At 40.2% G+C, this 14700-nt stretch carries 11 protein-coding genes; 1 reads left to right on the forward strand and 10 read right to left on the reverse strand.

The annotated features are described in order from the left end of the window. Nucleotides 1-523 precede the first annotated feature (523 nt). The 3 genes from A4S05_RS18000 to hepA all read right to left on the reverse strand — a co-directional run bounded on the left by A4S05_RS18000 (nucleotide 524) and on the right by hepA (nucleotide 4897). A complete protein-coding gene (locus A4S05_RS18000; RefSeq protein WP_069071172.1) occupies nucleotides 524-1516 on the reverse strand; it encodes a glycosyltransferase family 2 protein in 993 nt (330 codons plus the stop codon). A gap of 65 nt (nucleotides 1517-1581) precedes the next feature. Beyond that, nucleotides 1582-2742, reverse strand: a complete 1161-nt coding sequence (locus A4S05_RS18005; RefSeq protein ID WP_069071173.1) for a glycosyltransferase family 4 protein — start codon at nucleotides 2740-2742, stop codon at nucleotides 1582-1584. 304 nt (nucleotides 2743-3046) lie between these two features. After that, on the reverse strand, nucleotides 3047-4897 hold the full coding sequence (gene hepA / locus A4S05_RS18010) for a heterocyst formation ABC transporter subunit HepA (protein WP_069071194.1): 1851 nt from the start codon (nucleotides 4895-4897) through the stop codon (nucleotides 3047-3049). Nucleotides 4898-4982: 85 nt separating this feature from the next. Here hepA and A4S05_RS40390 point away from each other — a divergent pair, with 85 nt between their 5' ends. After that, nucleotides 4983-5162 (forward strand): hypothetical protein, encoded by a 180-nt coding sequence (locus A4S05_RS40390; RefSeq protein WP_141699750.1) that lies wholly within the window; start codon nucleotides 4983-4985, stop codon nucleotides 5160-5162. A gap of 28 nt (nucleotides 5163-5190) precedes the next feature. Here the strand turns inward: A4S05_RS40390 and hepC are convergent, their stop codons facing one another. From hepC to A4S05_RS18045, 7 genes are all read right to left on the reverse strand, one after another. Beyond that, nucleotides 5191-5892, reverse strand: coding sequence for a heterocyst development glycosyltransferase HepC (gene hepC / locus A4S05_RS18015; protein WP_069071174.1), 702 nt, complete (start codon nucleotides 5890-5892; stop codon nucleotides 5191-5193). Nucleotides 5893-6580: 688 nt separating this feature from the next. After that, entirely contained in the window at nucleotides 6581-8809 is a 2229-nt protein-coding gene (locus tag A4S05_RS18020) for a GumC family protein (protein ID WP_069071175.1), read from the reverse strand. A gap of 234 nt (nucleotides 8810-9043) precedes the next feature. Continuing rightward, entirely contained in the window at nucleotides 9044-10135 is a 1092-nt protein-coding gene (locus A4S05_RS18025; RefSeq protein ID WP_069071176.1) for a glycosyltransferase, read from the reverse strand. A 304-nt stretch (nucleotides 10136-10439) separates the two neighbouring features. Further along, a complete protein-coding gene (locus A4S05_RS18030) occupies nucleotides 10440-11753 on the reverse strand; it encodes an NAD(P)H-dependent oxidoreductase (RefSeq protein WP_069071177.1) in 1314 nt (437 codons plus the stop codon). A gap of 109 nt (nucleotides 11754-11862) precedes the next feature. Further along, nucleotides 11863-13125 (reverse strand): glycosyltransferase, encoded by a 1263-nt coding sequence (locus A4S05_RS18035; RefSeq protein ID WP_069071178.1) that lies wholly within the window; start codon nucleotides 13123-13125, stop codon nucleotides 11863-11865. A gap of 56 nt (nucleotides 13126-13181) precedes the next feature. Next, a complete protein-coding gene (rfbC, locus tag A4S05_RS18040) occupies nucleotides 13182-13730 on the reverse strand; it encodes a dTDP-4-dehydrorhamnose 3,5-epimerase (protein WP_069071179.1) in 549 nt (182 codons plus the stop codon). Nucleotides 13731-13806: 76 nt separating this feature from the next. Further along, nucleotides 13807-14658 (reverse strand): phytanoyl-CoA dioxygenase family protein, encoded by an 852-nt coding sequence (locus A4S05_RS18045; RefSeq protein ID WP_069071180.1) that lies wholly within the window; start codon nucleotides 14656-14658, stop codon nucleotides 13807-13809. Nucleotides 14659-14700 lie beyond the last annotated feature (42 nt).

Below are 14700 nucleotides of genomic sequence, written 5' to 3' on the forward strand. Positions count from 1 at the left end.
GCAGATGTGGTGATTAATCAACTTGATGAAATCCAGATTTTAGAGGATTAAGTTATGGCAGTTTTCAATTGCGTATAAAGGATGTTTGAAAAGTCTTCTAGTCGGGATCAAAAATTTTAGATCCCTCTAAATCTCCCGATAAATTGGGAGACTTGGATTCCAGTTCCCATCTCTTTAAGCTACGGTGTACACACAAGTCCTAAAAACCTAGCTTGATAAGACTTTCCTCGTTCCCAGTCTCCGACTGGGAATGCATTCATTGAGTCTCTGACTCAATGCCAGATTGGAGGCAGAGCCTCCACCAGGAGCATTCCCATGTAGAACATGGGAACGAGATAAAAACGAGATAAACGAGAGAAGAATGGAAAATCAAGCTTTTTTCGACTTGTGTGTACACCGTAGCCTTTATAAGGGGGGATTAAGGGGGGTAATTAGCCCTTTTTAACGGGGTTAGAGAGGATCAAAAGTGCCTAAAGTTACAGAGAAATACTTTGCAAATATCCTCTTAGATATGATTGCTCTATTATTTCGGCATTTTGATTAACTTACTTGCCACAACTCGCGGAGTGAAACTAAGAGTAAGTGCCGCTATAGTTCGTGCATTAAATTTTTGTTGATGCAGCGCTTGCCAAAAATAAGGACGGGCTGCGGCTATCTGTTCACTTCGCAGCAAACCGATTCCCAAAGTAGTGTTAGCTTCTAACCATTTACGTTGAAAGTACGTCTTAAAGTGCTGTAAGCGAGGGTCTTCCATAAAGACTTGATAACAAAACATTTCGCTTTTAGCTTTGCGAATTTTTGCTTGTACATCTCGACTACCACTGAGCATAGTATCAGTTTGCTCATGGGCGCGATATTGCGTCAATCTTTCGGGATAGTAATAAGCGCTACCACCAGATATACAGCATAGATAAGTTAAATATAAATCCCACATCCCGCCAACTTCTGAGGGAATACTATCCCAATCAATAAAATTATTGCGAATTACACAAGATGCAGCAGTAGGTATGCTTTTATCTATCAATCCAATTTTATAAAAAGATTGATGAATTCCTTTTGCTAGTTTGTCCCGTTTGTAACCGCGTGTATTTTCTTCGGTTCCAATTTTATTAATTTTCCCAGATGCATCTATAATATATTGGTCGCAAAAAGCGATAACTAACTCAGAGTTTGCTTCCAGTAGTGGTACTAACTTTGCTAAAAAATCTTTATTCCAAATATCATCATCATGGAGACTAGCAACATATTTACCTCGCGCCATCTTAAAGCCATGCTGCTGATTAGCAAGCATACCCACATTTTCCTGATGTCGCCAAAATCTGATGCGTGAATCACCAAAAGATTCGACAAGTGCTTGAGGATTTTCTGCGCTACAATTATCAGAAATAATAATTTCGATATTTTGATAAGTTTGGTTTACAGCACTAGCGATCGCTAGCTTAAGATACTCTGAACGATTATAGGTGGGAATAATAACGCTAACTAAAGGTGGTTCGCATTCTTGCTGCAATGACATATTGTTCTCCCTTGATTTTTTCTAAGTAGAAGATTGCACTAATTGATATTTTTAGCGAACTAAGCTTATTTAGCTTGAGGAATGCTATATAACCTTTTCGCTCTCGAAGGAAATTCAGCTATTGTTTTTGCATAAATTGTTCGGAGATTATTTACATGAGCCGCCATTGTAAATTCTTTCATCAATAAAGCATGACCTTGTATGCCCATGTAGCGGCTTTTTTGATAATCTCTATACAACTCATGGATAGCATCAGCCAGTTTTTGAATATCATTACCTGGAACTAAAATGCCCGTTTCTCCATCTCGTAAATGTTCTGGAATTCCTCCGACTGCACTACCAATTACAGGTCGATAACGAGAGTATGCTTCGAGAGTTACAAGACCAGCAGGTTCAGGCCAAACACTAGGAAAAACGACTGCAAAACACTGTTGATAAAGTTGATTTATTTTATCGCGATCGCACCAACCATGCCAAGTAATTCGGTTATTCAATCCGAGGGTCTTTGCTAACTTTTCTAAGCGGGGTCGTTCCCAGCCTTCACCCGCAATATCAAGTTGAATTTTTGGGTCTGTATGTATTAATGTTTTGAGTAACCATTCCAGACCTTTATCAGAAACAATTCGTCCAGCAAACAAAATTCTATGATTTTGATGGACTTCTAAACTTAGGGGTATAGTTGCTGTTTTCGGTACAGATATACCACAGTGTAGCGTTACAGTTTGTTCAGGGGGTACACCATTTTGAATTAATTCTTGGCGCACGTATTCGCTATTAGCAATAAAAGTAATTTTTACCCTTTTTAATAAATCTAATAATTGATGAGTGTTTTGGAGTTCTCTAAGAGTTCTTAAAGGTCTACGGCTACCACATTTATCTATTAACTTACCCCAGGTACATCCTAAGTAAGAGAAATTGCGATCGCAGATTGTCCGCTGCTCCGCTAAATACTTTGTGCCACTAGGACAGTAGAATGAGTGATTATGAACGCTGAAAACTGCGGGACATTCGCCTGTAAGCTGCAATAGAAAATCTGCGCTGTGGATGTGCAGCAGTTTAAACTGGCTTTGATCTACATTATCGAGTGATTTTATCACGCGATCGCTAACTTCATGTGGTCGATGTTCAAATAGAGAAGCTAAATAAGTTTCAACTCCCCCGCCCTCACCCACATCAAAATTAGAACATTGATAAATCAGGGTTGGGTCAATTATTTTCTGATACATATTTTCTGTTATTTTTTAGTATATTTAACCAAGTTTGATAGTTACTAAAAACTTATTTCCAGAGATAATAAGGCTTTAGAATAGTGTTTCTTGCGATACCATATCACCAAATTACTGATACAGATAGATAGTTAGTACAGCACGATGGAAATAAACCACCCATTCCAAATCAATAAAACGCTTACGTTGTATTCATTTTTAATTTTTAATTTTTAATTCCGCCTTGCGGTGCTAGGGGCATACGGCTGTAGAAATATACAGCCGATTTATAGTTTGCAATTCTTTGGGTAATCGGATATTGCTTCTAATCCGATTGTCTTACTTCATACTGCATTTGATGATATTTCCAAAGCTTACCTTTTTGTTCCAGAAGTTCTTGATACTTACCTTGTTCTACTATCCGTCCCTGTTCTAAAACTACAACTTTATCTGCTTTAGAAATAGTAGAAAGACGGTGAGCGATCGCAATTACTGTTTTACCAACAGATAGCTTTTCTAATGAATCTTGAATTAAGCGCTCAGATAGCGAATCTAAGGCACTAGTTGCTTCATCCAAAATCAAAATTTCTGGGTTCCTTAGTAAAGCTCGTGCAATAGCAATTCGCTGTCTTTGTCCTCCAGATAATCTAACACCCCTATCTCCCAATTGGGTGTTAAAACCTTCGGGCATTTCTAAAATAAATTCTAGTGCATTCGCTAGTTTAGCCGCTTCTTGAATTTCCTCATTAGTTGCTTCTGGAGTTCCGTAAGAAATATTCTCCCAAACATTAGTATTGAAGATAAAAGTATCTTGACTGACAACAGCTATTTTGCGACGTAGGGAATTAATTTCAAACTGCCGGATATCAATTTCATCAATATACAGATATCCATCTGTAGCATTATAAAATCTGGGAATTAAATCCGCAAGAGTTGTTTTACCAGCACCAGAGGCTCCGACTAATGCTGTCATTTTTCCCTTTTCAATAGTCAGGGTAATATTATGCAGCACTAGATTTTCATCATCATAGCCAAAATCTACAGATACTAAATCTATTGATCTTTTTAAACCAGTAAACTGAACTTTGCCATTTTTAAAGTAATATTTCTCCTCCGTTGTCAGCAGCTTTTTAATATTGTCTGCCGAACCATGTAAAGTACTGAGATATGCTCTCGTCCCATTGATATCTTGAACGAAGGGAATAAAGCGAAAAAGCACAAAGAAAAAAGTTAACAAAGAAGCAACTTGTAGTGTTCCATTGGTAACAAGGCTAGTGAAAGCCAAAATAATCATTCCCACCAATACCGTAGTTGCTACCCCTTCGGCAATTGGCTTCACAAGTGTCCAAGTGAATACAACTTTTGTTGTAGAACTTATTACTTTGTCGCTAGCTTTGTAGTAACGTTGACGCTCAAATTCTTGAGTACCGCAGGTGTGAACAGTCCGAATTCCATTAATAAATTCTATGGCTGTTGATGTAAAATTAGCATTAGCAGTTGTCATCCCAAAACTTGATTCTCTGACTCTAGTGTTCAGATTAGACAACCCCACACCTAAAAGTGTAAATAGTAATGCTGAAATTAGCGTTAGTTGCCATGATATCAAAAACATTGATATTAAGTAGACAATAGTTGTCAATCCTCTTGTTACTAAAAAAGCAGCGCCACTGAAACCCTGTCTGATCTTTTCTATCTCTGTGGTAATTGTATTAATTAGTTCACCAGAACGAGTTTTGGCAAAGTAACTCAGCGATAAAGATTGTAACTGTTCAAAAATTTGCTTACGTAAGCGGTCGGCAAGATGTAGTTGAGATAATTCAGTATAGACTTGAGAAAAATAATTGAAGGTGGCACGTAACCAAGTACTCAATAAAATCAGCAAAGATACGCGGTAGAGGCGATTAATCGCTGATGTCTTGGCTCCCAAAATCCAAATATCAAACCATTCTATTCCTGTTTGGACAGGTTGAGCATTAGGGCTGGTTAAACTTTGCAAAAATGAAAGTAAGAAACCAATACTCACACCTTCAAAAGTTGCCGCCAAAATCGAAAATATCAGAGCTAAAATTGCAATTTTGCGAAAATGTTTAAATTCTCGCAATATCAAATAGTTTTCTTGCCAAAAGCTGGTAGCTTTGAGCAAATTACGGAATTGTTGAGGAAGTTGGGAATGCATGAATTTTATAATAATAGTTTGGCAAAGTAGATAGACCGCTATAGATGCTACGCAACCAATTTTTGCTTTAGCCTCAGTGCGGTAGATGAAATCATCAATTACCGAAGAAGAATCCAGAATGGATTCTGTGCGACTGGATGAAAAATCGAGGTTTAGAGCAAGCGATTTTAAGACACTCAAGGATTCGCTACCGCTACGCTATCGTGGAGAAGAAAAAATTCTTTCCGTGACTGTTACCCCTGACTTGACTGTTGAGGTATTCTGAATTCTGAATTCTGAATTCTGACTCCTTTTCATAGGGTTTGGCCATCCAGATGTAACAGGTGAGACTGTGCCTCTACTTCCCATGAAGTTGGTAGTTTATTTAGCTGTACTGCATCTTCTAAAGTCCAACAACGAGAGCCGGTTAAACTCATGTCACCCCGCAGCACATTAAATAACTGTGGCAGATTGTTGAGATTGTATTTACTCATCCAACGCTCTAGTGATGTGGTGTTGTACGTGCAAAAACTCATCGCTTGAAAGAGTTTACCCCGTTCTCCAACACGCCATTCATGACAAAAAAGTGATCCTGGTGAGTAAACCTGCATCAACACAATCAATCCCAGCATTACTGGACTCAGTAATAGCAGCAACCCTAAAGCAGCAATCCAATCAATTAGTCGCTGCAACTGTCTGAAGGGTAGTTTTTTGCCAGTGGGTATGCTGAGGAATATTGGCTTTTGAGCTTCTTCACATGCATCTGCCCAAAACCGGAGCGAAGCTTCACCCAGTTTTGGATCTATGCTCACCAAACTTACAGGAGAATGTTGTAAGCATTCTACTAGCGATCGCTTACTATCTAATGCAGGTAGATATGGTTGTTTAACTTGTCCAGGCACTTTCACCAACAGCTTACCGCGCCGCCATTGGAGTGTGCAGTACCCACGATTATCTTGGTTTTCCTGGGTTACATCATATAAATTCTGTAGAGTTGGAATTATTGAAGTTGTCATAATGTCTTTGGGTTTATACAGGAGTGAATTACTGAGGCGTTATCAAAGGCTATCAATGCCAAAGACCCAAATCCGAATCTTGTTGTCAGTCCAAAAAGATTGAGGGCAAAAATATGCTATTGCTATTTGCCACTCAGCCAAGCACACATCGTGCAGAATTCTGCTGGTGTAGAGGTGTACAAATCAACGTTACTATCAATATTCATGGGTAATTGGTATTTTTCCGGTAACTACTGAAAGTAGAAATGTGTAGAGGGAAATTACCCATAAATCTATATATACGTTTAATCGTACTGAGGTGTTTCTTGTATCGATAGATTTACCAAAACCAGTCCACTCTTGTCTTCTAGCCTTTATGAAGGTGCTTTAATCTCTAGAATATAAGACTATGTAGAAATAGCGATCGCTCAAATAAATTCTTTATTTACTCTTTAAAGAGCCAGTGATTTCTCTGAAAACCCATAAAGATAGCATAAATATACTGAAATTTTCCTGATAGCAATAAAATTAAATTTTGGTCATAAAAATGTAGGGGCAATTCATGAATTACCCCTACCTAAATCAGTCTTTACCTCGTTCCCAGTCGGAGACTGGGAATGCCATCCTAGAGGCTCCGCCTCCCTTACTCGCGGCAGAGCCGCTTTTGAGCAGCATTTCCAGCCAGAGGCTAGAAACGAGAAATTACGAATTACTTTTCTACAGCTTGTCGCAGGGCTAATTGCTGTTGTTTGATATAAGGTACGTAATTACTGCTAGAGTTTGATACCCCATTAGCTACAACCCCAATCAGATTTAACTTACTCAGCATGGCTGTCGCTTGATTAAGCTGACTCCGCGTCACAATACCAATGCTTGCTACCATAACCACGCTACGACAAGATGAGGCGGTAAGCATAGCATCCACCAAGCCGAGAACTGGGGGAGCATCTATCAGTACCAAATCATAGTTTTCCTCAAATGCTGCCATTAATTGCATCATCCGAGGGGAACTCAACAGATTAGCTGGGTCAGCAGGTTTGGGGCCAGCGGTCAAAATATCGATGTAGGCGGAACCTGAGTATTGCAGACTAATCTGGTTGGGTAAACTTGCATCACTTGCCAATAGAGTTGAAAGCCCCTGCTCATTAGGAAGATTCAGTTGGTGGTGCAGACTGGGATCGCGTAAATTGGCATCAATCAGTAACACCCTTTTGTGTAAACGGGCAGCACTCATCGCCAAACCTAACGCCAAAGCTGATTTACCCTCATCGGCTAAAGCCGAGGTGATCATCAAAGATTTTAAGCTAGTAACAGTATTTAAAAGCTCAATGTTTTTGTAAATCAGATCCAGCGATTCCCAACGCGGTGGAGATTGCAATACCTGAATCGTCCAGGGGGCAAGAACTTCTGGCTTTCCAAAAGGCAACTTGATCATTGATTCTCTGGGTTTGGCTGGCGGTAATTTGGGAGTTGTTCCCAATAACGGCATAGCCATTTGCTTCTCCAACTCAGCAGTGGTGTGAACTGCATCATCAGCCGATTCCCGAATAAAGGCAGCAATGCCTCCTAACATTAACCCAACCACAGCACCTAACAGCAAATTCTGCTGAAGATTGGGGCCTAATTGTGTTCCCTGTTGGGGATCTTCCACTACTTCCCAATTAAATCCACCCTTGGAAAGTTCTTGCCGCAATTGCTGTTCTGCTCTTAAAAGCTGCTCTAACCTTTCACGACTAAATTGCAATTGCGGTAGCATCCGATTGTAATAAGCCAACAAAGGCGGAAAGCGTTTGATTTCAAAACGTAGCTCGTTTTCTTTCTGAACTAAAGTTTGATCACGAGCAGTTAAGGCAACTATATTAGTTTGCGTTTCCACTAACTGACCAGCAAGGCTAAGATCAATTTCACCAAGTTGTCCTCGTTCGAGAAGAGAGTCTCCAGAAGTGAAAGCACCAGCAGACTTTCCGCCTAAAGTTCTTCCTACTTCTTGTTGCAATAATTCCTTCTGTCCCTGAAGCTGTTCTTTGAGCTTTTGCACACTCGGAGTTTGATCTGTAAAGCGTAGACGTTCTTGTGCTAGTGCTAGTTCAGTTTTTTGGATTTCGTTGAGTAAGCTTTGGTAGCGAGTAGACTGACTCAGACGAGAAGCAACTAGAGCATTTTGGGGAGAACGATTAAGTTGTTCTTCTAAAGATTTTTGGCGTGCTAAAGCTTCCCCATATTGGGCGCGAGTTGTCTGTCTTTCTTGGCCAATATTGTTCAAAGCTGTCTCAATAGCTTTCGCCTGTGACTCTGGATCAATTAAGTTCTGATTTCTCCGAAACCTTTGTAAATTTGTTTCCGCTGCGTTTACTTCTTCACTGGCTTTACTTAACTGTTCCCTGATGATTTGTAGGCCTTTTTGCAAACGAGAACTCTGTTGCTGTTTGTTATATTCCACATAAACTTCTCGAATTGCACCCAGAACTTTTTGTGTCTTTTCTGGATCTCCAGCGGTGTATTCAACTTGAAATATTTTAGTAGCAATATTATCTTCTTTGCTCCTTAATTGAGTTAAGACCAGAGAAGTTTTAATCTCAGCTGTACTTATATCTGGATAGTCAGACTGAAGTTTATCAACTGCTTTTTGGATGAGTCCTGAACTCTGCATCAAGTTAAGCTGAGTAGCAGTATCTATAAACACATTTGAGTCGGTAAACTGGTTGTCTACTCCAGCACCTTCTTTCTTACCTTGATAGTTAGGTTCTACTAACAGTTGCATGGAACTTCTATAAGTAGGTTTGGTCTTTAAAGTTACCATACTTGCAATAGCAATAGAAGCAACAAATACTGCTAAGAACCAAGGAAATCTCCGCACAAATACGGCAAACATTTGTCCGTAACTTGGTTCAGTTTCAGATGACGGAGTTATTTGAGGATTTAGACTAGTTTGAACCACTTTTATTATCCTTGTCTTCAAGACTTACGCTAAGAGATAAAGAAGAATTCAGAATTCAGAATTCAGAAGTCAGAATGTAATCAGTAGATAATTTAAATGTGTCGCTGGTTGAAGACTAGTAAATTTAACCTATGATTTTGCTAGTTTGGCAGAGTTCATGCTGTTAGCGGTAGCGGGGCGTTTAGCCCATTCTGAATTCTGACTCCTGACTCCTGACTCCTGAATTCTTTATTATTAAAGATGCACACCACAAGCTTGGTTAATAATTTGCTCAACTTTACTAAAGAAGGCATTCTCTGAAAAGTTTGCTACTGCATGATTACGGATGCGATCGTAATCCCAAGAAATGCCATTAGCTTCTAGTAATGCAAGTTGTAGAGATTCGGGTGTTTGTCTTTTGAAAAAGACTCCTGTTTCACCTGGTATTTGAGTATCTAATACTCCACCGGCTCCATAAGCAATGACTGGTGTGCCGCTAGCATTAGCCTCTACTGGAACTAACCCATAATCTTCTAGGGCTGCGACAATAATAGACTTGGCTTTGGAAAACAAGTCTTTGCGGGTTCTATCACTTACGTGTCCTAAGAATTCAATATTTTGTAATGCTTTGGATTTTAACCGTGCTTGTTCTGGCCCATCACCAGATATTAATAACCGCCACCCCAACCAATTAAAAGCTTCGACTATTATATCAAGTCGCTTATAACTGATCATCCGGGCGGAGGCCAGATAATATTCATCTTTTATATCTGAAAAAAGAAATTTACTAGTATCAATTGGATAATTCACCATCATTGCCTTTTTGCCATAAATATTTTCAATACGGCGGGCAACAACACTAGAATTTGCAATGTAAAGATCAGGTTCCTGGGCATATTTCAGGTCAACCTTTCTCATTACTTGAAATACTTGTTCGATTAAAGGGGCAAAATATCTATAGTCTCCGTACTCTCTTAAATAAGTTGCTGTATCCCATAAGAAACGGGTGACGTTATGGCAAAAGCAAATGTGGCGGGCATTGGGATTTTTTCGCACTGCTTTGGCGAAGCTGGTGCTACTACTAATAATTAGATCATAGTCTTGCAGATCCAAGGCACGAAAGGCAGGAAAATATAGAGGAGCCATCGACCTAAAATATTTTGCTGCACCAGGAATCTTTTGCAAGAAAGTTGTGTTGACTACGCGATCGCCTAGATCGATAGTTTTTTGTGGATCGTACAGAGATGTGAAAATATCTGCTTCAGGATAGCGCTTACAAAGCAGTTCAAACACACGCTCTGCCCCACCTCGCTGGGTTAAATAATCGTGGACTAGAGCAATTTTCATGAATTTAACCTAAAGTTTCGATCAGGTTTGTTTCAACGCTCCCCAGCAAATTATTATCAACAACTTTAGTATTCAGCAGTATAACTTCTTATCCTCTTCACGAAATTCTGGCGACAAATACATACGTTGGTAGGGGCCTTGGAGATCCCCCCAACCCCCCTTAAAAAGGGGGGCTTTTTTAATTTTCACCCCCTTTTTAAGGGGGTCGCCGCAGGCGGGGGGATCTTATCCGAAACATATTGGGGCGTACAGCTGTACGCCCCTACAGCTAATTTATTTGTTGCGAATATTTTTGGAACCGATATTATCCAACTGCTACCAAGATTTTTTCTGAGGCGAAATAGTTGTTTTGCTCAGTTCGTAGTTGGTCGCAAAGTCTGCCTTCAGGTAATTCTACATCCTCATAAGTGAGGACTTGATCCTTAGAAATGTCTCGTTTCAGGCGACATCCTTCGGCTAAACCAATCGGTAGGAGATTTTGCTGTTGGACGATATTGGAATTTTCACATTGTCCATAGGTCATGTAGTAACCGATGCCATCCAGGGTTTCTCCTGCTTTCAGGTCGATTTTGGCGGTGGTGACAACATCTACTAGCGGGCCTGCTAGTGGAGACATAACGGCATCACCGAATAGGACAGCACGTGCTACGGACAGGGGAACTTCAAAATGACAGAGGTGATAAGGAGTATAGAAGCTGTAAAGTGGGCCTTCGCCTAATTTGTATAAGTTGAGATAATGGCGTTGCTTGGGGTCGTCGTGAGTGGCAAATACATATACGCCTGGACCTGGTTTTGCTCCAACTACATAATCGACAATGCCGCCTAGTTCTTTGAGTTGTTCAACATCATATAACTGGGTCATTTCATCGACAGAACCGCTGAAGTCATATCCCAACATTCCCCGTTTGGCGACTTTCATCCCTGTGGCATTGGCTACGATCGCTTGCTCGAAGGAAATTTTAGTTCCGTCTGCGAAGCTAGCCACCATGTGGGGCTTTTGACCCCAACGTTTAGCAAATCCTTCCTGGGTGGTGGGATTGCGATAAGGGTCTTGGAGTCCTTTAATGTTACCGCACAATAAGGGAGTTAAACCAATGCTTTTCACAAAGCGGTAAAGGTTCATTTGTACCCCTGGCTGATCGCCATCGCAAGCGCTGAGAATAACGCCAGCTTTGTCGGCATACACTTTCAGGATGGGGCCAATGGTGCCGTCGAGTTCGGCATTCATCATGATCACATGCTTGCAATGGGCGATCGCTTCCATAACGATGTGAGCGCCAAATTCCACTGCTCCTGTGACTTCGATTAATGCATCGATGCCCTCTGCCCGACACAGTAACTTTGCGTCTTCTGTGACTGCATACTTACCGTTAGCGATCGCATCTTCTAATTCGCTGACAGTTGCAACAACTTGAATATCTTCAATTCCGGCTTCCGAATAAGCTTGTTTGGCTGCGTCAATCTTGCGATTGGAGATAGCAACTAACTCCATTCCTGGCACTGAATTGACAATTTGGTTGGCAATTCCTCTACCCATGAAACCAGCACCGATCATTCCCACTTTAATAGGATTTCCTGCTGCTGCTCTGGCTTGTAAGGCGCGATCGATAATAATCATGAACTAAACTCCTTTTTGGAACTGTTGGTTGTGATACAAATTCTCTATAAACTTGCACTTAATAATTTTTACAACTAAATATTAAGTACATTTTCATAGTTAATTGGTGTTAGCGTAGGCGTAGCCCGCCGGAGGCATCGCTACTAACTAGTTGTTTGCTAGATGTAGATGTCTGTTTTTTCTGGCTGTGGTTTTCGAGAATTTGCTCTATAGTATTTCGGTATACTTGGGTAAAATTCTCTTTAGTATGATTTGCTCTTACATATTCCCACGCCTTCCGAGACATGCTTTTCAGGTCTTCTACAGGCAAATTAGAAATTCTTCTAACTGCTGCTTGAATTTCTGCGATCGAAGAATTCTTTAATAGGACACCGTAATCCTCATGGACATCAACGCTAGTTTCGTAATTGACTATCGGGATTAATCCTGTATGCATACAAGTGATAACGCTGCCGGCTCCACCTTCTGCTGCTGAAACTAATACAGTACCAATACAACTATTGGTAACTTCTATAAACTCAGGGCTAGTAACATCAATCCAACCATAAGTATGGATGTTTGGTGTTTCGTAAAGCTCTTGATGAAAAGCTTGTTCAAATTCTGGTTCCTGATTAAGTGGCCCACAAACTGTTAAATGGAAGTCTGGCATTTGTGCAAATGCTTCTAAAACTAAATCCAGACCTTTGTGAACAAATCCGTGACTAGCAAACCAGAGAAAATTCTTTCTTGCGGCTTCAAAATCTTTTTGTTCTGGCCAAGGATAGACAGTAGGATTAGAAAGCGGTACACGATAAATCGGTTTATTCGCGTATTTGAAAGTATTGATGGTAAATTCATTGCCTAAAACTATGCCATAGTCGGCATATTCAATTCCCAAATTAGGCACTTCATATCGCTGTGGACAGAGAGTAATCCCTCGCCGTTGTTGTAGTTCTAAATGTCTATGACATTCAGCTGCATTACGAAACACCATATTCGCAATGTCAACGTGGAAAATTTTCACACAATCTCTATTGAGTTTTGGTGCTAGTTCTTGCATCCGATGACGGACATCAATGAAAAATGAATAATGTTTTTCAGGAACGAATTCATCATTGTAGAACTGAATAACATCAACGTTATAACCAAGATCCAAAAAAGTTTGCACCATCCGCCAAACCTCCCAATACCAAGTGTGGTCATGAGGTATGGGCTGACCAGCTTTTAACAGGAATGGCTCAATCCGGTAAGAAAAAAGTACATTCCCTCTAGAAGGCTGGTTTGGTTTAAGTGAAACAACCTTTAAGCCTTTGATGTAATTAATGCGAGTTACTACTTTTTTTAACAACGAATTGATAGAAGTAGTCAGATGGGATAGAGTATTATTTGGCATTTGATACCTCTTGTAATTGTGAAGTTAAGCAAATAGTATTTGCAACCTTGAAACAGCTATTTTGCTCCAACAGTCATCATTCTCAACAGAGGCCAATTTAAATCTTTCTCGGAAATTTCAGTTACATCTAGAGGCCAATTAATGTCAAAAAATGGGTCATCATAACGTAAACCTCTTTCATACCCTGGCGTATAAAATTCACCCACTTGATATACAACCTCGGTTTCATCTGTGAGCGCTTGATAACCGTGAGCAAACATTTCTGGAACATACAAGGCGCGGCGGTTTTCTGGAGTTAGTTCTACACCGATGTGTGATAAGAAAGTAGGAGATTCAGGACGCATATCAATAATTACGTCATAGATTGCGCCTTTGGTGCAGCGAATTAATTTTGTTTCGGCTGCTGGCAGAATTTGATAGTGCATTCCCCGGATAGTGCCTTTTTTGTAGTTAAAAGATAGGTTGCATTGGGCAACTGTTGGCTTTAATCCGTGTGCCTCAAATTCTTGAGCGCAGAAAGATCGAGCAAAAAAACCACGGTGGTCTGGTTTTTCTTCTAAATCAATAATAAATGCGTCTTTGAGTGCGGTTTCGGTGAAAATCATGTGATTCCTTTAAGATGAATGTTTAGTACAGAAAATAACAGTAATGAAGATGGATTTAATAACCTACAAAAGGTTACTAAGTCGGAAGTTTTACTGGATCAGATGCAGAACGTAATTCTGCTCTGGGATATGTATCATCCCAATATTGGGTACAAAGGTCTGGTCGTTCGGGGGGATTAGCTGTGTAACAAAAGAATAGTGTTGACCTGTCTTCTGTGCGAATTGTGCCGTGATGCAAAGCATTTTTCGTATCTACAATAATGACTGTACCTGCTGGGCCGGGACAGGATTTCCAAGCTGATTTGGGGATGACTGCTTTTACTTCTTCGTCATCGATACCCATATATCTTGACTTATAAAGTTTGTAGTAAAGTTGAAAATATTTCCAGCTAAATAAGGGAGTTAAAGAGCGGGGAATATATTCAAAAGGCCCAGTTTTTTCTTCTACGTCATTCAAGTAAATAAAGATTTTGATAATGCGGCGGTCTTCTGCATCACTATGCCATAGGAGCGTTCCAAACTGATGTTTGCTCTTGAAATCTTTGCGTAAATGTACACCATGAAAAGCTATCGGAAGACCGATATAATTTTCGATGATGTTGACCAGTCTTTTCTCGATTCCCCAAGCATAAAATTCTGGTAAACCTGTAACTGTGTAAATTTGTGGTAACCTCTCGTCTAGATGGTCGTTGTTGGGATTTTCCATCTGAGACAATTGATGGTAAGCAGCTTTGAGCAGTTCTGGGGTAGAGTTTAGCCCTAAATCTGCCAGTGTCGTGACGTAAACGCCATCTTTTTTGAGAGCATTAAGGATGTTGCGATCGCATTCTTCCAAGGCTGGCAGATTTCTGCTATGCTTCCAACGGGCTACGTAGTATTTAAAGTCAGAAGACAGTGTAGATATTTTGCGTTGAATTGCACTAAACATGACGTAAATTCCTTCTAGATCCGATGTGTTTTTATCAGTAAT

The sequence above is a fragment of the Nostoc sp. KVJ20 genome, from assembly GCF_001712795.1.
In the GTDB taxonomy this organism is placed as follows: domain Bacteria; phylum Cyanobacteriota; class Cyanobacteriia; order Cyanobacteriales; family Nostocaceae; genus Nostoc.

Excerpts from the sequence above, each read along its gene's own strand:
- A4S05_RS18045 (WP_069071180.1), bottom strand. The coding sequence starts at position 14,658 with ATGTTTAGTGCAATTCAACGCAAAATATCTACACTGTCTTCTGACTTT.
- A4S05_RS18035 (WP_069071178.1), bottom strand. The coding sequence starts at position 13,125 with ATGCCAAATAATACTCTATCCCATCTGACTACTTCTATCAATTCGTTG.
- hepC (WP_069071174.1), bottom strand. The coding sequence starts at position 5,892 with ATGACAACTTCAATAATTCCAACTCTACAGAATTTATATGATGTAACC.
- A4S05_RS40390 (WP_141699750.1), top strand. The coding sequence starts at position 4,983 with ATGAAATCATCAATTACCGAAGAAGAATCCAGAATGGATTCTGTGCGA.
- A4S05_RS18030 (WP_069071177.1), bottom strand. The coding sequence starts at position 11,753 with ATGATTATTATCGATCGCGCCTTACAAGCCAGAGCAGCAGCAGGAAAT.
- A4S05_RS18005 (WP_069071173.1), bottom strand. The coding sequence starts at position 2,742 with ATGTATCAGAAAATAATTGACCCAACCCTGATTTATCAATGTTCTAAT.
- A4S05_RS18000 (WP_069071172.1), bottom strand. The coding sequence starts at position 1,516 with ATGTCATTGCAGCAAGAATGCGAACCACCTTTAGTTAGCGTTATTATT.
- A4S05_RS18025 (WP_069071176.1), bottom strand. The coding sequence starts at position 10,135 with ATGAAAATTGCTCTAGTCCACGATTATTTAACCCAGCGAGGTGGGGCA.
- rfbC (WP_069071179.1), bottom strand. The coding sequence starts at position 13,730 with ATGATTTTCACCGAAACCGCACTCAAAGACGCATTTATTATTGATTTA.
- hepA (WP_069071194.1), bottom strand. The coding sequence starts at position 4,897 with ATGCATTCCCAACTTCCTCAACAATTCCGTAATTTGCTCAAAGCTACC.